Source organism: Serratia surfactantfaciens (genome assembly GCF_001642805.2).
GTDB lineage: Bacteria > Pseudomonadota > Gammaproteobacteria > Enterobacterales > Enterobacteriaceae > Serratia > Serratia surfactantfaciens.
Genome location: NZ_CP016948.1, coordinates 3,290,785 through 3,306,960, shown reverse-complemented (window position 1 = coordinate 3,306,960; position 16,176 = coordinate 3,290,785). Strand labels below are relative to the sequence as shown.

The 16,176-nt window shown below is 59.8% G+C and carries 16 protein-coding genes; 11 read left to right on the top strand and 5 right to left on the bottom strand.

Features of this window, described 5'->3' with window-relative positions:
• Nucleotides 1-30 precede the first annotated feature (30 nt).
• On the bottom strand, nt 31-909 hold the full coding sequence (nadK, locus tag ATE40_RS15555) for an NAD(+) kinase (protein ID WP_019452304.1): 879 nt from the start codon (nt 907-909) through the stop codon (nt 31-33).
• A 125-nt stretch (nt 910-1,034) separates the two neighbouring features.
• Between nadK and grpE the strand changes: the two genes are divergently transcribed.
• Nucleotides 1,035-1,619 carry a nucleotide exchange factor GrpE gene (gene grpE, locus ATE40_RS15550; protein WP_063919914.1) on the top strand — a complete coding sequence of 195 codons (585 nt, stop codon included), beginning with the start codon at nt 1,035-1,037 and terminating at the stop codon, nt 1,617-1,619.
• Nucleotides 1,620-1,674: 55 nt separating this feature from the next.
• Here the strand turns inward: grpE and ung are convergent, their stop codons facing one another.
• Nucleotides 1,675-2,358: a uracil-DNA glycosylase gene (ung, locus tag ATE40_RS15545; RefSeq protein WP_033635636.1), complete on the bottom strand. Its 684-nt coding sequence runs from the start codon at nt 2,356-2,358 to the stop codon at nt 1,675-1,677.
• Between the two features lie 346 nt (nt 2,359-2,704).
• On the opposite strand from ung, the gene grcA reads away from it, so the two are divergent.
• From grcA to ATE40_RS15530, 3 genes are all read left to right on the top strand, one after another.
• The gene (gene grcA / locus ATE40_RS15540) at nt 2,705-3,088 is read left to right on the top strand and encodes an autonomous glycyl radical cofactor GrcA (RefSeq protein ID WP_004929114.1); all 384 of its coding nucleotides are present in this window, start codon (nt 2,705-2,707) and stop codon (nt 3,086-3,088) included.
• Between the two features lie 187 nt (nt 3,089-3,275).
• Entirely contained in the window at nt 3,276-4,238 is a 963-nt protein-coding gene (locus ATE40_RS15535; RefSeq protein WP_063919913.1) for a Tle-like phospholipase domain-containing protein, read from the top strand.
• Nucleotides 4,231-4,986 (top strand): ankyrin repeat domain-containing protein, encoded by a 756-nt coding sequence (locus ATE40_RS15530; RefSeq protein ID WP_063919912.1) that lies wholly within the window; start codon nt 4,231-4,233, stop codon nt 4,984-4,986. Before ATE40_RS15535 ends, ATE40_RS15530 begins: the two co-directional genes overlap by 8 nt.
• A gap of 52 nt (nt 4,987-5,038) precedes the next feature.
• Here ATE40_RS15530 and srmB read toward each other — a convergent pair whose 3' ends face one another.
• A complete protein-coding gene (gene srmB, locus ATE40_RS15525; RefSeq protein ID WP_016929798.1) occupies nt 5,039-6,361 on the bottom strand; it encodes an ATP-dependent RNA helicase SrmB in 1,323 nt (440 codons plus the stop codon).
• 132 nt (nt 6,362-6,493) lie between these two features.
• On the opposite strand from srmB, the gene trmN reads away from it, so the two are divergent.
• Nucleotides 6,494-7,240 (top strand): tRNA(1)(Val) (adenine(37)-N(6))-methyltransferase TrmN, encoded by a 747-nt coding sequence (trmN, locus tag ATE40_RS15520; RefSeq protein ID WP_420819980.1) that lies wholly within the window; start codon nt 6,494-6,496, stop codon nt 7,238-7,240.
• A gap of 38 nt (nt 7,241-7,278) precedes the next feature.
• Here the strand turns inward: trmN and nadB are convergent, their stop codons facing one another.
• Nucleotides 7,279-8,880: an L-aspartate oxidase gene (nadB, locus tag ATE40_RS15515; protein ID WP_019452310.1), complete on the bottom strand. Its 1,602-nt coding sequence runs from the start codon at nt 8,878-8,880 to the stop codon at nt 7,279-7,281.
• 214 nt (nt 8,881-9,094) lie between these two features.
• On the opposite strand from nadB, the gene rpoE reads away from it, so the two are divergent.
• The 4 genes from rpoE to rseC are packed head-to-tail and all read left to right on the top strand — an operon-like array spanning nt 9,095 to nt 11,786.
• Complete coding sequence (gene rpoE, locus ATE40_RS15510; protein ID WP_004929136.1) at nt 9,095-9,670, top strand: RNA polymerase sigma factor RpoE; 576 nt, start codon at nt 9,095-9,097, stop codon at nt 9,668-9,670.
• Nucleotides 9,671-9,700: 30 nt separating this feature from the next.
• The gene (gene rseA, locus ATE40_RS15505) at nt 9,701-10,354 is read left to right on the top strand and encodes an anti-sigma-E factor RseA (RefSeq protein ID WP_019452311.1); all 654 of its coding nucleotides are present in this window, start codon (nt 9,701-9,703) and stop codon (nt 10,352-10,354) included.
• Nucleotides 10,354-11,310, top strand: a complete 957-nt coding sequence (gene rseB / locus ATE40_RS15500) for a sigma-E factor regulatory protein RseB (protein ID WP_019452312.1) — start codon at nt 10,354-10,356, stop codon at nt 11,308-11,310. The genes rseA and rseB overlap by 1 nt, the downstream gene beginning before the upstream one ends.
• Nucleotides 11,310-11,786: a SoxR-reducing system protein RseC gene (gene rseC, locus ATE40_RS15495; RefSeq protein ID WP_063919910.1), complete on the top strand. Its 477-nt coding sequence runs from the start codon at nt 11,310-11,312 to the stop codon at nt 11,784-11,786. The genes rseB and rseC overlap by 1 nt, the downstream gene beginning before the upstream one ends.
• Here the strand turns inward: rseC and ATE40_RS15490 are convergent.
• Nucleotides 11,783-12,619, bottom strand: coding sequence for a hypothetical protein (locus ATE40_RS15490; protein ID WP_063919909.1), 837 nt, complete (start codon nt 12,617-12,619; stop codon nt 11,783-11,785). The two genes, rseC and ATE40_RS15490, sit on opposite strands and share 4 nt — an antisense overlap.
• A 519-nt stretch (nt 12,620-13,138) precedes the next feature.
• Between ATE40_RS15490 and lepA the strand changes: the two genes are divergently transcribed.
• Together lepA and lepB are read left to right on the top strand one after the other, a co-directional pair.
• A complete protein-coding gene (lepA, locus tag ATE40_RS15485) occupies nt 13,139-14,938 on the top strand; it encodes a translation elongation factor 4 (protein ID WP_019452315.1) in 1,800 nt (599 codons plus the stop codon).
• A gap of 32 nt (nt 14,939-14,970) precedes the next feature.
• Nucleotides 14,971-15,948 (top strand): signal peptidase I, encoded by a 978-nt coding sequence (gene lepB / locus ATE40_RS15480; protein ID WP_063919908.1) that lies wholly within the window; start codon nt 14,971-14,973, stop codon nt 15,946-15,948.
• The last annotated feature ends 228 nt before the right edge of the window (nt 15,949-16,176 follow it).

Sequence of the window (16,176 nt, the reverse complement as noted above, 5' to 3'; positions counted from 1 at the left end):
TTATATACAGTAAAGTGGCCGACGCAGATTTTAGAACAATTTTTTCGACCAGCCCAACTTGGTGCTTAACGTGTTGAAATAGCTGTAGTCCTTCGGATGAATCAGATTCAGGTGGAAATCGCTGCGGCGGATCAGCACTTCTTCGCCTTCCTGGATCGGCAGCGCGATCTGGCTGTCGCAGCTGATCTCCAGATCGCTGCCGATCTGCGAAAACTTCAACCGGATGGTGCTGTCGCCGTTGATCACCAGCGGCCGAGCGGAGAGGGTGTGCGGGAACATCGGCACCAGCGCGATCGCTTCCAGCGACGGGGTGAGGATTGGCCCGCCGGCGGAGAGCGAGTAGGCGGTGGATCCGGTCGGGGTGGCGATGATCAGGCCGTCGGAACGCTGCGAGAAGGCGAAGCGATCGTCGATGTACACTTCGAATTCGATCATGTGCGCCACTTTGCCGGGGTGCAGCACCACTTCGTTGATGGCGGTGCTGATGCGGCACTGCTGGTGCTCTTTATGCACGATGGTTTCCAGCAGGAAACGCTGTTCGTCGATATACTCGCCTTCCAGCACGTCCGCCAGCTGCTGCAGGGCGTTGTCGGGATCGAGATCGGTGAGGAAGCCGAGGTTGCCGCGGTTGACCCCGATCACCTTGATGTCGTAGCGCGCCAGCACGCGCGCGGCGCCGAGCATGTTGCCGTCGCCGCCAACCACCACCGCCAGATCGGCCCGCTGGCCAATATCCGCCAGGCTGCCGGTGACGGCGTCTTTCAGCCCCAAATCATGGGCGATTTGGCGTTCGACCATCACCGAATAGCCGCGGGCGACCAGCCAGTGGAACAGCATCTCGTGGGTTGCCAGCGCTGAAGGGTGACGCGGGTGGCCAACAATGCCAATACAGGCGAATTTTTTATTCATTTGTTGTGATTTTCCTCACCGGGACCCGTTTATGCCCCACATTGTGACCGGTTGACTTGAAACCCCGGTTTTGATCCCCATAATAAGCCAAGTTGCGAGATTAATGCTAAAACGCGGAGATATTCATGAGTAGTAAAGAACAGAAGACGCCAAACGAGCAAGTCTCGGAAGAAATGGAACAACACGCTCATCACGAGGATACGCTGCCGGAAGCGGCGGAAGGCGTCGATCTGCGCGATGCGCGTATCGCCGAACTGGAAGCCCAACTGGCGGAAGCGCAGCAGCACGAGCGCGACAGCCTGCTGCGCGCCAAAGCGGAAGCGGAAAACATCCGCCGCCGCGCCGAACTGGACGTCGAGAAAGCGCACAAGTTCGCCCTGGAGAAATTCTCCGGCGATCTGCTGCCGGTGATCGACAACCTGGAGCGCGCGCTGGATCTGGCGGATAAAAACAATCCGGAACTGACCGCAATGATCGAAGGCATCGAGTTGACGCTGAAATCGCTGCTGGACGTGGTGCGCAAGTACGGCATCGAAATCGTCGGCGACGTCAACGTGCCGTTCAACCCGGAAGTGCATCAGGCGATGAGCATGATGGAATCCGCCGATCACCAGCCGAACCATGTGATGATGGTGATGCAGAAAGGCTACACGCTGAACGGCCGCCTGCTGCGCCCGGCGATGGTCGCGGTCTCCAAAGCCAAGGCGTAATCGCCCCGGCAACGGCATAAAAAAGGCACCCGAGGGTGCCTTTTTTGTCTCTGGGCTACGCCTGCGGCAGGCGCGGCATCCAGTCGATCGGCGTGAGGCCTTGCTGCTCCAGCAGCTGATTGGCCTGCGAGAAGTGGCGGCAGCCGAGGAAACCGCGGTGGGCGGAGAGCGGCGACGGATGCGGCGCTTTCAGCACGTGGTGGCGATTGCGGTCGATAAAGTTGCCTTTCTTCTGCGCATGCGAGCCCCACAGCAGGAATACCACGCCTTCACGGTTCTCGTTCAGGGCGGCGATCACTTTATCGGTAAAGGTTTCCCAGCCCAGGTTGGCGTGCGAGTGCGCACGGCCGCCTTCTACCGTCAGCACGGTGTTGAGCAGCAGCACTCCCTGCTCGGCCCAGCTTTGCAGGTAGCCGTGATCCGGGCGTTCGAAGCCGGGAATGTCGGTCGCCAGCTCTTTATACATGTTCACCAGCGACGGCGGCGCCGGCACACCGGGGCGTACCGAGAAAGAGAGACCGTGCGCCTGGTTGGGGCCGTGGTAGGGATCCTGGCCGAGGATGACGACCTTGACGTCCGCCAGCTCGGTATAGCGGAAAGCGTTGAACACGTCCTTCTGCGGTGGATAAATGGTCTTACCGGCCTGGCGCTCAGCGGCAACAAAGGCGAGCGTTTCAACAAAATAGGGCTGCTCTTTCTCTTTGCCGATCACGTCATGCCAGGTGAGGGAGGTGGCCATAAACGCTCTCCTTTGTTTTCTTTAGCAATTCATAGGCTATAGCTTACCGTGTCGGCACGCGCAGTGAAACCCGCTTTTCGTTTCTCGCCGTCGCGCGCAATGCAATTATTTTTGAAAATTTACAAAAATAATTGGTTTTTGGCGCGACGGGAAAATTGATATAAAACATAAATTTGCCCCTTCACGCGTTGTGCCTACCCGGTAAAAATTGACTTTAATCAAAGAACTGGCCCGGTCAGGCTGGTATACAGAACAACAAGACAACAATGGTTTTACCAAATGGCCGAAACCAGAATTGGGTTTTCTCACGACGTGAATTTTTACGCCCTTGTACGGAGGCAACATAATGATTACCGGTATTCAAATTACCAAAGCGAACGACCAGGCGCTGGTGAATTCTTTCTGGCTGCTGGACGATGAAAAAGCGGAGGCTCGCTGCGTGTGCGCCAAGGCCAACTACGCGGAAGATCAGGTTGTCGCAGTCAGCGACCTGGGCCAGATCGAATACCGTGAAGTGCCGCTGGAAATGCAGCCGACCGTGCGAGTAGAAGGTGGTCAGCACCTGAACGTTAACGTGCTGCGCCGTGAAACCCTGGAAGACGCGGTCAAGCATCCGGAAAAATACCCGCAGCTGACCATCCGTGTGTCCGGCTATGCGGTGCGCTTCAACTCTCTGACGCCGGAACAGCAGCGCGACGTTATCGCCCGCACCTTTACCGAAAGCCTGTGATCGGCGGCGCAATCGTAGTAATGAGGGAGCTTCGGCTCCCTTTTTGCGTTTGGCGGCCGAAAACCGAACGTGGATCACAATTTGCACAAAGTTAAGCATTCCTAATACAGAACTCATCCGACCTGCCGATAGCTAAATCAGTACCTATTCAGGTGCTCAATAAAAAGTCTATCGACAAGGAGTCGGCATGAGTATGCCTTTAAGTTTTACCTCTGCAGTATCTCCGGTGGCCGCGATCCCTACACCTCGCGTCATCGCCGAGACGGCACCGGCGGCGCAGCCCGCAGCCGCGCCGGCAAGTCCCGCGCCGGTGGCCACCCCCTCTCAGAACACGCTCAATGCGCAGAATCTGTTGAATACGCTGGTCGGCGATCTCTCTGCGGCGGCGCCGACGGCGGCGGCAGCGCCGGGCGTTACCCGGGGGCAGCAATCGCAAGAGGGCGATTATGCGTTGGCGCTGTTGGCCAAGGACGTTTACTCGCTGAACGGCCAGGGCGCCGCCGGGTTCAACCGACTGAGCGACAGCGCGCTGCTCGGTTTCGGCATCGATCCCGCCAGCCTGCACGACGCGGGCAGCGGTTTCCAGGCCGGGATTTACAGCAACGACAAGCAGTTTGTATTGGCGTTTGCCGGCACCAACGACTGGCGCGACTGGTTGAGCAACGTGCGGCAGGCGACGGGCTATGACGATGTGCAGTACAATCAGGCGGTTGCCGCCGCCAAAAGCGCCAAGGCGGCCTTTGGCGATGCGCTGGTGATCGCCGGCCATTCGCTCGGCGGCGGTCTGGCGGCTACGGCGGCACTGGCGACCGGCACTACGGCGGTCACCTTCAACGCGGCCGGAGTGTCGGATTACACCCTGAATCGCCTGGGCATCGATCCGGCGGCGGCGAAGAAAGATGCCGAAGCCGGTGGCATTCGCCGTTACAGCGAACAATATGACATGCTGACCAGCACTCAGGAATCGACCTCGCTGATCCCGGACGCTATCGGCCACAACATAACCCTGGCCAACAACGATACCCTGACCGGCATCGATGACTGGCGGCCGAGCAAGCACCTGGATCGCAGCCTGACGGCGCACGGCATCGACAAGGTGTTAAGCTCGATGGCGGAACAAAAGCCGTGGGAGGCCAAGGCCAATGCCTGAAGGGCGTCGCTTGCGGCGGGCGCTGGCGATAGCCTTACTGGCGCTGGTCGCGGTGACCGGTTTACTGATGATGGCTAAGGAGCAACAGATGGGGCAAGAGATTTCGCCGTTTGACGGCCGCAGCAATCTGGCGCTGGCTCAGGCGGTGGCGCGCGGCGATACGCAGGGCATCCATGCGCAGGCGACGCAGGATCGTTTGCGCGAGCGGGGCGATCGGCAGGTCACGCTGTTGCAGTGGGCGGTGCTTTCGCAGCAGCCGGGCAGCGTGCAGACGTTGCTGGATCTCGGCGCCGACGCAGCGGCTGCGGGGCTGGACGGCAACAGCGCGCTACACACCGCGGCGATGCTGCAAGACCCGCAGTATCTGCGGTTGCTGTTGACCCAAGGGGGGCAGGTGAACGTGCGCAATGCCGTGACCGGCGCTACGCCGCTGGCGGCGGCGGTATTGGCCGGGCGTGAGGAGCAGCTGCGGCTGTTGCTGGCGGCCGGAGCGGATACCACCTTGAGCGATCGGCTGGGGGATACGCCACTGCATCTGGCGGCGAAGATCAACGCGCCACACCTGGCGCTGCTGCTGTTGCAGGCCGGGGCCGATGCCCAGGCGCGCAACCAGCAGGGCGTCGCGTTCCAGTTTTACTTCTCGCAAACGCCGGCGCATTTGCAGAATGACGAGCTGAAGGCGCAGTTCCGCGAGCTGGACAAATGGCTGCAGGGGCATCGTCTTTCCACGCACTACGCGCAGCAGTAAACGCCCATAAAAAAACCGCCTGCACAGGCGGTTTTTTCTTAGGCAGCGGCGGTTATTCCGCGTCGCCGGCCGGCTTGGCCTTCGCCTGACGGCGTTTGCCGACGTTTTTGGCGTCGCGATGGCGCACTTTCACCTTGGCCTTTTCTTTGTTCTTCGCTTTATCTTCCGCGCGTTTGGCCAGCACTTTCTTCGATGGCTTGCCGTTGCTCTTCTCGTTCGGCACCTTGGTTTTCGGCCGCAGTTCGTCGATCACGCGCGCTTTCAGCGGCTCGTTCAGGTAACGGCCCACTTTGCCCAGCAGCAGATGGTCGTGCGCTTCCACCAGCGAAATGGCGGTGCCTTTGCGCCCGGCGCGGCCGGTACGGCCGATACGGTGCAGGTAGGTATCCGCAGTGCGCGGCATGTCGAAGTTGAACACGTGGGTGATATCGAGGATATCCAGACCGCGCGCGGCGACGTCGGTGGCGACCAGTACGTTAACCCGGCCATCCATCATGCGTTTAACCGCTTCGTTGCGTTTGGCCTGCACCATTTCGCCTTCGAGATAGCAGGTATTGATGCCCGCTTCGCGCAGCCAGGTGGCCAGCTCGTGCACGCGTTCGCGCTTGCGCACGAAGATAACCGATTTCTGCACGTCCGGCTGCTTCAGCAGGTGGATCAGCAGCGCGGTTTTGTGCTGCACGTCATCGGCGCGGTAGTACCACTGCAGGATCTTTTTGCGTTCGCGGCGCGACGGGTCGGCTTCCACTTCCACCGGCTCTTTCAGGATGCGCTCGGCGAATTCGCGGATCGCCTCGCCTTCGAGCGTGGCGGAGAACAGCAGCGTTTGGTTGCGCCAGCGGGTTTCGGCGGAGATGGTTTCGATGTCCTGCGCGAAGCCCATGTCGAGCATGCGGTCGGCTTCGTCGAGGATCAGGGTTTCCACCGCGCGGCAGTCGAAGTTCTCTTCTTTAATGTATTGCAGCAAACGGCCGGTGGTGGCGACCACCACGTCCTGGTTTTCGCTGAACACTTCCGCGTGGTTCATGTAAGCGACGCCGCCGGTGATGGTGGCGATATCCAGCGAGGTATGAGCAGCCAATTCACGCGCCTGGTCGGCGACCTGCATCGCCAGTTCGCGCGTTGGCGTCAGGATCAGCACGCGCGGCGGGCCGGATTTCTTACGTGGAAAGTCCAGCAGGTGCTGCAACACGGGCAGCAGGAAGGCGGCGGTTTTGCCGGTGCCGGTCGGAGCCGAACCTAAGACGTCGCGCCCGTCCATCGCCGGCGGGATCGCAGCGGCCTGAATGGCAGTGGGGCGATCGTAGCCTTTGTCGCGCAGCGCGTCGATCAGGCGATCATCGAGTTCGAGTTCGGAAAAAGTGGTTGCTGTCATGGTCTACCTCTACTTGGGGCGCCGATTATAGACGGGTTGGCCGCGATCTTCACCTATTTAAGCGGAAAGCCGCTCTTTTCCCGCCCATCAGATTGCCTTATGCTACGCCAGTTTTATAGCCAGGTGATGAGTGTGAGCAAGCGTTCGAAAGCCGATTTTACCCCGCGCCGCGGGGGTTTTACCTTTAAACAATTCTTTGTCGCCCACGATCGTTGCGCCATGAAAGTGGGCACCGACGGGGTGTTGCTCGGTGCCTGGGTGCCGCTGGGGCAGGCCCGCCGGGTGCTGGATATCGGCAGCGGCAGCGGGCTGATCGCGCTGATGCTGGCGCAGCGCAGCGGTGATGAAGTGACCATCGACGCGGTGGAGCTGGATGAAGCCGCCGCCGGCCAGGCGCGCGAAAACGCGGCAGAATCGCCGTGGCCGCAGCGCATCCGCGTGCATGCGCAGGATATCCACCATTATGCGCAACAGCATGCCGCTGAGTATGATCTGATCGTCAGCAACCCGCCGTATTTCGAGCCGGCGGTGGCCTGCCGCGACCAGGCGCGCCACAACGCGCGTTACACCGAAACCCTGACGCACGACGCGCTGTTGGCCTGCGCGGCGCAGCTGCTGGTGGAGCAAGGAACGTTCTGCGTGGTGCTGCCGCACGACATCGGCGCCGAATTTGAACTATTGGCGCAGCAAAGCGGCTGGCACACGGCGGCGAAAGTGAACGTCAGCGATCGGGCCGACACGCCGCTGCACCGGGTGCTGCTGGCGCTGACGCGTAAGGAAACGCCGCTGCGGGAGCAGGCGCTGGCGATCAAACAGGCCGACGGCAGCTATACCGACGATTTCCGCCGGTTGATAGCCGACTTTTACCTGTTCTACTGAAAAGAAAAGGGCGCCGATAAGGCGCCCTGTCGCATGGTTTAAGGCTGCAAGATGGTCGGCAGCGCTTCCGGCAGCAAATCCGGGTAGTCCAGCGTGTAGTGCAGGCCGCGGCTCTCTTTGCGCGCCATGGCACTGCGCACGATAAGCTCGGCCACCTGCACCAGATTGCGCAGCTCCAGCAGGTTATTGGAGATGCGGAAGTGGGCGTAGTATTCGTCGATTTCCGCCTGCAGCGTGTTGATGCGGCGCAGGGCGCGCTCCAGCCGCTTGGTGGTGCGCACGATGCCGACGTAATCCCACATGAACAGCCGCAGCTCGTGCCAGTTGTGCTGAATCACCACCCGTTCGTCCGCATCGTCCACCCGGCTTTCATCCCAGTGCGGCACCTGTTTGGCCTGCTGGATGAAGGGCAGACGCTGCAGAATGTCTTCCGCCGCCGACCAACCGTAAACCAGGCATTCCAGCAGCGAATTCGACGCCATGCGGTTGGCGCCGTGCAGGCCGGTGTAGCTGACCTCGCCGATGGCGTACAGCCCGTCGAGATCGGTGCGGCCGTGCTGATCGACCATCACGCCGCCGCAGGTGTAGTGCGCCGCCGGGACGATCGGGATCGGTTGCCGGGTCAGATCGAAGCCCAGCGTCAGCAACTTTTCGTGGATCATCGGGAAGTGCTGGGTGATGAACTCCGCCGGCTTGTGGCTGATGTCCAGGTACATGCAGTCGGCGCCCAGGCGCTTCATTTCATGGTCGATGGCGCGGGCGACGATATCGCGCGGGGCCAGTTCGCCGCGCGGGTCGAAATCCGGCATAAAGCGGCTGCCGTCCGGGCGCTTCAGGTAAGCCCCTTCGCCACGCAGCGCTTCGGTCAGCAGGAAGTTGCGCGCCTGCGGGTGGAACAGGCAGGTCGGATGGAACTGGTTGAACTCCAGGTTGGCGACCCGGCAGCCGGCGCGCCAGGCCATGGCGATACCGTCGCCGGAGGAGATGTCCGGGTTGGTGGTGTATTGGTACACCTTGGCCGCGCCGCCGGTCGCCAGCACCACTGTTTTGGCGCGGTAGGTTTCCACCCGCTCCAGCTCGCGGTTCCAGACGTAAGCGCCCACTACGCGGCGGGTGCCCGGCAGGCCGATTTTGTTCGACGTGATAAGGTCGACCGCGTTGCGGCGTTCCATCACGCAAATATTGGGGTGAGCGCTTGCTTTCCCTACCAGCGTGGTCTCTACTTCCTTACCGGTAGCGTCCGCGGCGTGCAGGATGCGGCGATGGCTATGGCCGCCTTCGCGCGTGAGGTGATAATGCTCCTCGCCCTGCGCGTTGACCTCGGTGTCGAACAGCACGCCCTGATCGATCAGCCACTGCACGCAGTGGCGCGCGTTGCCGGCGATGAACTCGACGGCCTCTTTGTCGCACAGGCCGGCGCCGGCAATCAAAGTGTCATCAACGTGTGAGGCAATGCTGTCCGTCTCATCGAACACCGCGGCGATCCCGCCCTGGGCGTAAAAGGTGGCCCCCTCGCTGAGTGGCCCCTTGCTGAGAACGGTAACCTTGCAATGCTGCGCCAGGCGCAGCGCCAGTGACAGGCCCGCAGCGCCGCTGCCGACGATCAGTACATCGCTAACATGTTCAGATGATGGTTGCATAACGTATGATGTGTGCAGAAGAAGAGTGAATTTCATGTTAGCCTAACTGTCCGGGCAAAAGCCACGGATAGGGTGACATCAACAGAAAAAACAATGGCGATATGGAACTTCGTGTTCTATATGAACTCCAAGCGAGTGCTTGCTCAGGAAAATAATGTATGGCTGGCAGTACAATTTTACGCGTGGAGACGGATTTGGGGAGAGTTTACCTCGGATGAGCGAGCAGTTAACGGATCAAGTTCTGGTTGAGCGGGTCCAAAAGGGCGACCAGAAATCGTTTAACCTACTGGTAGTGCGCTATCAGCATAAGGTGGCGAGTCTCGTTTCCCGCTATGTGCCGCAGGGCGATGTGCCCGATGTGGTGCAGGAGTCGTTTATCAAGGCCTATCGCGCACTGGAATCGTTCCGTGGCGACAGCGCTTTTTATACCTGGTTGTATCGAATCGCCGTGAACACGGCAAAGAATTATCTGGTTGCTCAGGGGCGCCGTCCGCCATCCAGTGATGTGGACGCCAACGATGCGGAAAATTACGAAAGTGCGGGCGCACTGAAAGAAATTTCGAACCCTGAGAACTTAATGTTGTCAGAAGAGCTGAGACAGATAGTTTTCCGTACCATTGAGTCGCTCCCAGAGGATCTTCGCATGGCGATTACCCTGCGGGAGTTGGATGGTCTAAGCTACGAAGAGATAGCTGCCATCATGGATTGCCCGGTCGGAACCGTACGTTCGCGTATTTTCCGCGCCCGGGAAGCTATCGATAATAAAGTTCAACCGCTGATCCAGCGTTAGCAATGGCGGGCACAGGAAGGGTACTTAGGCATGCAGAAAGAAAAGCTTTCCGCTCTGATGGATGGTGAATCGTTCGACAGCGAGCTGTTGAGTTCTCTGTCACAAGATCGAACGCTTCAACAAAGCTGGCAGAGCTATCACCTGATACGTGACACGCTGCGGGGTGATATCGGACAAGTGATGCATTTCGATATCGCCGATCGCGTCGCCGCTGCACTTGAGAAAGAACCTGCCCGGCTGGTGCCTTCCGCCGTTCAGGAATCTCAGCCGCAGCCGCACACCTGGCAGAAAATGCCGTTCTGGCACAAAGTGCGTCCTTGGGCCAGCCAGATTACGCAAATCGGCATGGCGGCCTGCGTGTCGCTGGCGGTGATCGTCGGCGTGCAGCACTACAACCAGCCCGCTGCGTCATCGAACGCGTCCGAATCGCCGGCCTTCACTACACTGCCGATCATGGGCCAAGCCTCACCGGTCAGCCTGGGCGTCCCGGCCGACAGTTTCTCCACCGGCAGCGGCCAACAGCAGCAGGTGCAGGAACAGCGCAAGCGTATCAACGCCATGCTGCAGGACTATGAACTGCAACGTCGCCTGCATTCGGATCAGCTGCAGCTTGAGCAAAGCAACCCGCAACAGGCTGCCATTCAGGTTCCCGGAACTCAGTCTTTAGGAATGCAACAGCAGTAATGAAGCAAATCTGGTTCTCCGTTTGTTTATTGACGGGCAGCCTGCTCTATTCAAGCATCGCCCCGGCGCAGCCGACTGCGTCCGGGGCGTTATTGCAACAGATGAGCAGCGCCAGCCGTTCTCTCAATTACGAGCTCGCCTACATCAGCATCAGCAAGCAGGGAATCGAGTCGTTGCGCTATCGCCATGCGGTGATCGGCAACGTGCCGCTCGGCCAACTGCTGCATATGGACGGCCCACGCCGCGAAGTGCTGCAGCGCGGCGGCGGGATCAGCTACTTCGAACCCGGCCTTGAGCCGTTCACGCTCACCGGCGATCACATCGTCGATGCGCTGCCGGCCATTGTCTATGCCGATTTCGATCGCCTGGCCAAGTACTACGACTTCATTTCCGTGGGTAGCACCCGCATCGCCGATCGGCCGTGTGAAGTGCTGCGCGTAGTGGCGCGCGACGGCTCCCGCTACAGCTACATCGTCTGGATGGACGAGGACACCAAGCTGCCGCTGCGGGTGGATTTGCTCGATCGCGACGGCGAAACGCTGGAGCAATATCGGGTGATCTCCTTCGCGGTCGGCGCCGACGTGCAGGGCGCAATGCAGGGGCTGCTCAAAGCCAATTTGCCGCCGCTGTTGTCGCTGCCGGCGGTGGAAAAGGTCCAGCTGAGCTGGAGCACCGGATGGTTGCCGGCCGGGGTGGACGAGGTGGCGCGCAATCGCCGTAAATTGCCGAACGTCGCTGTGCCGGTTGAATCCCGGCTCTACAGCGACGGCCTGTTCAGCTTCTCGGTCAACGTCAGCCCGGCGGGCAGCGGAGCCGGGCAGCAGTACTACCGTCAGGGGCGCCGCACCATTCAGACCGAAGTGCGCGCGGGCAACGAAATCACTATTGTGGGCGAATTGCCGCCGGCGACGGCCAAGCGCATCGCCGACAGCATTTCTTTCAAGGTATCGCCGTAATGATGAAAGAGTGGGCCACGGTGGTTTCGTGGCAACAGGGCGTAGCGCTGCTGCGCTGTGAACCCAAAGCCGGCTGCGGCAGCTGCACTGCGCGCTCCGGCTGCGGCGCGCGCGCGTTGAACGAGCTGGTGCCGGAAACCGAGCATCAGCTGCAGGTGCGTATCGATCAGCCGCTCGAGCCGGGGCAGCGCGTCGAGGTCGGTATTGCGGAAGGCAGCCTGCTGCGCTCCGCCATGCTGGTTTACCTGACGCCGCTGCTGGGTATGATGCTGGGCGGTACGCTGCTGCAATATGGCTTCGGCAGCGACGCCTCGGCGGCGATCGGCGCCGTGTTGGGCGGCGGGGCGGCCTTTATGCTGGCGCGCCGGTTGGCCCGGCGCCTGGGCGAGCAGGCCGATTATCAGCCGGTGGTGCTGCAGATTGGATTGCCGCCTACCGCGATGCGCATGCAGGCGGAAAACTCCCCGCTGATTTAAACCGACGGCCGCGTCATCGCCGGGGTGTGATAGGCGGGGATGCGGTTGTGGATCATATGTTCCAGCAGCGCGATGAACAGATCGGCGCTGAGCAACGAATCATAGTTAATAGCGAACAGCACATTTCCCTGGCCGTCGAGTAAACGGATGCCGCGCTGCGGATGGTTTTCCAGCGCGCGGATCTGTTCGATCGGCACATTGCCCCGTTCAGTCGTCAGCAGAGTGGCGCTCAGCCGCAGCGTATTCGCCGGTGTGCCTTGCCGCTTGCCGAGCAGCAGCTGCCACAACCAGCGCGCGTCGCCCTCAACGGTGTGAAACGACACCGTCTCCCCCTGATAAAGCGCATTCAACGCCAGCGGCCCGCGCTGCTGCAACTGCTGATCGACGATCACGTCCGCCAGCCGCCACGAATGGGCGACATTGCTGAAGACCGTACACCAGGGCTGATCCGCGCCAGTGCGAAACGCCGTGACGTCGAGCCACCCGCCGAAAGCCTTACCGCCGCGAAAGCGATAGATGTCGCCGATTTTCTCAAACGGGATGAAACGCTCTTTGTGATGATGGCCGTCAAAGACCCGCACGCCGTGTTCATACAGACGGTAGGTTAGCGCCGGACGCAGATAATGCCGCAGCGCCAGCAGCGTACAGCCGAGTAAAATCGTACCCGTGCCGGCCTGCAACAGCGTGATGGCTTCGCTCTCATCAATGCTGCTCAGCAGCGGCAGCACCAACAGCGCCGCCCCCACGCTAAACAGCAACGCCGCCGCCGCCAGAATGCCCCAGTTGACCTTCGAAAAATCGTGCCGGCTCAGCATTTGCCCTTTATCGATCATGATGCACCTTCCAATCAACGTACGCAGATATGCTGGTGAACCCCGGTGGGCTGCCGATGTAGTGCCCGGAATAATGTTTTGTCGCGGAGTTCACGCCCTTTCTATCCGAGGGAAGGCAGTGGCGTATATGGGGTTTTTCCTAAACGCAGAGGGGCGAAATTGAATTCTAAGAGGTTGATCCAAATATTCTTTTTTTATAATTTCGGAGAGGGTTTATTGCGTTGCGGCCGGTTATGTATTAACACCGGGGTTTGGCTGCTGCGGAGGCGGTGCCAGCCTTGGGTTCGGGTGGCATCGCTCGTGTTAACATCTGTTTTCACAACCTGGAGCGCCCTGTAACATTAAGCCGCGCATAATAGAGTGCCTTCACTGCACCGATCGCTAGGTTTTCAGTGGTGTGGCATGTAGAATGCAGCGATTCAGGTGCAAGACGGCCTAACCCATTCACTGTCGCTTTAGGTCCATGCGGGTTTCTATAGGCGAGTAATTCAGAAATACCAAGGCAGAAAAACTTTTATAATGAAGCATATACGAAATTTCTCCATTATTGCCCATATTGACCACGGTAAGTCGACGCTGTCTGACCGCATTATCCAAATCTGCGGCGGCTTGTCCGACCGTGAAATGGCTGCGCAGGTGCTCGATTCCATGGATCTGGAGCGCGAGCGCGGCATCACCATCAAAGCGCAGAGCGTTACGCTGGATTATAAAGCGCTGGATGGGCAGACCTATCAGCTCAACTTTATCGACACCCCTGGCCACGTCGACTTCTCCTATGAAGTTTCCCGCTCGCTGGCGGCCTGCGAAGGCGCGCTGCTGGTGGTTGACGCCGGTCAGGGCGTAGAAGCCCAGACGCTGGCCAACTGCTACACCGCGATCGAAATGGATCTGGAAGTGGTGCCGGTGCTGAACAAAATCGACCTGCCGGCCGCCGATCCGGATCGCGCCGCGCAGGAAATTGAAGACATCGTCGGCATCGACGCCACCGATGCGGTGCGCTGCTCGGCCAAAACCGGCGTCGGCGTGCCCGACGTGCTGGAGCGTCTGGTGCGCGACATTCCTGCGCCGCAGGGCGATCCGGATGCGCCGCTGCAGGCGTTGATCATCGACTCCTGGTTCGATAACTACCTGGGCGTCGTGTCTCTGGTGCGCGTCAAGAACGGTACGCTGCGCAAGGGCGACAAGATCAAGGTCATGAGCACCGGCCAGGTGTACAACGCCGATCGCCTGGGCATCTTCACGCCGAAGCAGGTCGATCGCGACGTGCTGAACTGTGGCGAAGTGGGTTGGCTGGTCTGTGCGATCAAAGACATCCTCGGTGCGCCGGTGGGCGATACCCTGACGCAGGCGCGTCAGCCGGCGGATAAAGCGCTGCCGGGCTTCAAGAAAGTGAAGCCGCAGGTGTACGCCGGTCTGTTCCCAATCAGCTCCGACGACTATGAATCCTTCCGCGATGCGCTGGGCAAGCTCAGCCTCAACGACGCCTCCCTGTTCTACGAACCGGAAAGCTCCACCGCGTTGGGCTTCGGCTTCCGCTGTGGCTTCCTCGGTCTGTTGCACATGGAGATCATTCAGGAACGTCTGGAGCGTGAATACGATCTGGATCTGATCACCACCGCGCCGACGGTAGTCTACGAAGTGGAAACCACCGGCAAGGAAGTGATCTACGTCGACAGCCCGTCCAAGCTGCCGCCGTTGAACAACATCCAGGAACTGCGCGAGCCGATCGCCGAATGTCACATGCTGATGCCGCAGGAATACCTGGGCAACGTCATCACCCTGTGCGTAGAAAAGCGCGGCGTACAGACCAACATGGTCTACCACGGCAACCAGGTGGCGCTGACCTATGAAATCCCGATGGCGGAAGTGGTGCTCGACTTCTTCGACCGCCTGAAGTCCACGTCGCGCGGTTATGCGTCGCTGGATTACAACTTCAAGCGCTTCCAGGCTTCCGACATGGTGCGCGTGGACGTGCTGATCAACAACGAGCGCGTGGATGCGCTGGCGCTGATCACCCACCGCGACAACTCGCAGTATCGCGGCCGTGAACTGGTGGAGAAGATGAAAGATCTGATCCCGCGTCAGCAGTTCGATATCGCGATTCAGGCGGCGATCGGCACGCACATCATCGCGCGCTCCACCGTGAAGCAATTGCGTAAAAACGTGTTGGCGAAGTGCTACGGCGGCGACGTCAGCCGTAAGAAAAAGCTGCTGCAGAAACAGAAAGACGGTAAGAAGCGCATGAAGCAGGTCGGCAACGTCGAGCTGCCGCAGGAAGCGTTCCTGGCCATTCTGCACGTGGGCAAAGACGGCAAGTAACCGCGACGAGTTCGCGAAACGAGGGAGTTTGCATGGCGAATATGTTTGCCCTGATCCTGGCGTTGGCCACCCTGGTCACCGGGATCATCTGGTGCTTCGAGCGCTTTAAATGGGCGCCGGCCCGCCGCGCGAAGATCGCGGCGGTCAACGAACAGACTGCGGGCGCCGTAGACGATAAAACGCTGGCGAAAGTGGCGAAGCAGCCAGGTTGGGTAGAGACCGGCGCTTCGGTCTTCCCGGTGCTGCTGCTGGTGTTTGTGGTGCGTTCGTTTATTTACGAACCGTTCCAGATCCCGTCCGGCTCAATGATGCCGACGCTGTTGATTGGCGATTTCATTCTGGTGGAGAAATATGCTTACGGCATTAAAGATCCGATTACCCAGACCACGCTAATTGAAACCGGTCATCCGAAGCGCGGCGATATCGCGGTATTTAAATATCCGCTGGATCCAAAACTGGATTATATCAAGCGCGTGATCGGCCTGCCGGGCGATCGTATTACTTACGATCCGATAAATAAGCGCGTCACGGTGCAGCCGTCATGCAACAGCGGGCAGTCCTGCGACACCGCGCTGGCGGTGACCTACGCCGACGCGCAGCCGAGCGACTTCGTGCAGTTGTTCAGCCGCAGCGGCATGGGCGAGGCCAGCAACGGTTTCTACCAGATCCCGCTGAACGACGACGTGCCGCCGGGCGGCATTCGCCTGCGTGAGCGTCAGGAGAGCCTGGGCAACGTGACGCACCGTATCCTGACTGTGCCGGATGCACAGGATCGGGTGGGCGCTTACTATCAACAGCCGGGTAAACCGCTGGCGGAGTGGGTGGTGCCTGCCGGGCATTACTTCATGATGGGCGACAACCGCGACAACAGCGCGGACAGCCGTTACTGGGGCTTTGTGCCGGAGAAGAATCTGGTGGGCAAAGCCACGGCCATCTGGATGAGCTTTGAAAAGCAGGAAGGTGAGTGGCCGACCGGCGTGCGTTTCAGCCGGATTGGCGGCATTCATTAATCGCTGACTTATTTTCCGTAAATTTCACGCCGCAGCCTACTGCGGCGTGAAAGATTAAGGGGATATAAACACAGCATTATGTTTCCACTCGTTGTAGAATACTTTCTCGAGCGATAAAAAGTTGGTTCTCTGCTGGGAGCCACTGCAAACGAAACAGCTTTGGATCGGCTTTCAGCGAAGCAGGCCTGTTCCGTATGCTGCAAGTTTTTGACGCATTCTTGATCTATT

Bases quoted from the DNA above. Each gene is read 5' to 3' on its own strand.
- ATE40_RS15530 (WP_063919912.1), top strand. From the start codon at position 4,231: ATGCCTGAAGGGCGTCGCTTGCGGCGGGCGCTGGCGATAGCCTTACTG.
- nadB (WP_019452310.1), bottom strand. From the start codon at position 8,880: ATGCAACCATCATCTGAACATGTTAGCGATGTACTGATCGTCGGCAGC.
- rseB (WP_019452312.1), top strand. From the start codon at position 10,354: ATGAAGCAAATCTGGTTCTCCGTTTGTTTATTGACGGGCAGCCTGCTC.
- nadK (WP_019452304.1), bottom strand. From the start codon at position 909: ATGAATAAAAAATTCGCCTGTATTGGCATTGTTGGCCACCCGCGTCAC.
- rseC (WP_063919910.1), top strand. From the start codon at position 11,310: ATGATGAAAGAGTGGGCCACGGTGGTTTCGTGGCAACAGGGCGTAGCG.
- lepB (WP_063919908.1), top strand. From the start codon at position 14,971: ATGGCGAATATGTTTGCCCTGATCCTGGCGTTGGCCACCCTGGTCACC.
- rseA (WP_019452311.1), top strand. From the start codon at position 9,701: ATGCAGAAAGAAAAGCTTTCCGCTCTGATGGATGGTGAATCGTTCGAC.
- lepA (WP_019452315.1), top strand. From the start codon at position 13,139: ATGAAGCATATACGAAATTTCTCCATTATTGCCCATATTGACCACGGT.
- grcA (WP_004929114.1), top strand. From the start codon at position 2,705: ATGATTACCGGTATTCAAATTACCAAAGCGAACGACCAGGCGCTGGTG.
- srmB (WP_016929798.1), bottom strand. From the start codon at position 6,361: ATGACAGCAACCACTTTTTCCGAACTCGAACTCGATGATCGCCTGATC.
- ATE40_RS15490 (WP_063919909.1), bottom strand. From the start codon at position 12,619: ATGATCGATAAAGGGCAAATGCTGAGCCGGCACGATTTTTCGAAGGTC.
- rpoE (WP_004929136.1), top strand. From the start codon at position 9,095: ATGAGCGAGCAGTTAACGGATCAAGTTCTGGTTGAGCGGGTCCAAAAG.
- ATE40_RS15535 (WP_063919913.1), top strand. From the start codon at position 3,276: ATGAGTATGCCTTTAAGTTTTACCTCTGCAGTATCTCCGGTGGCCGCG.
- ung (WP_033635636.1), bottom strand. From the start codon at position 2,358: ATGGCCACCTCCCTCACCTGGCATGACGTGATCGGCAAAGAGAAAGAG.
- grpE (WP_063919914.1), top strand. From the start codon at position 1,035: ATGAGTAGTAAAGAACAGAAGACGCCAAACGAGCAAGTCTCGGAAGAA.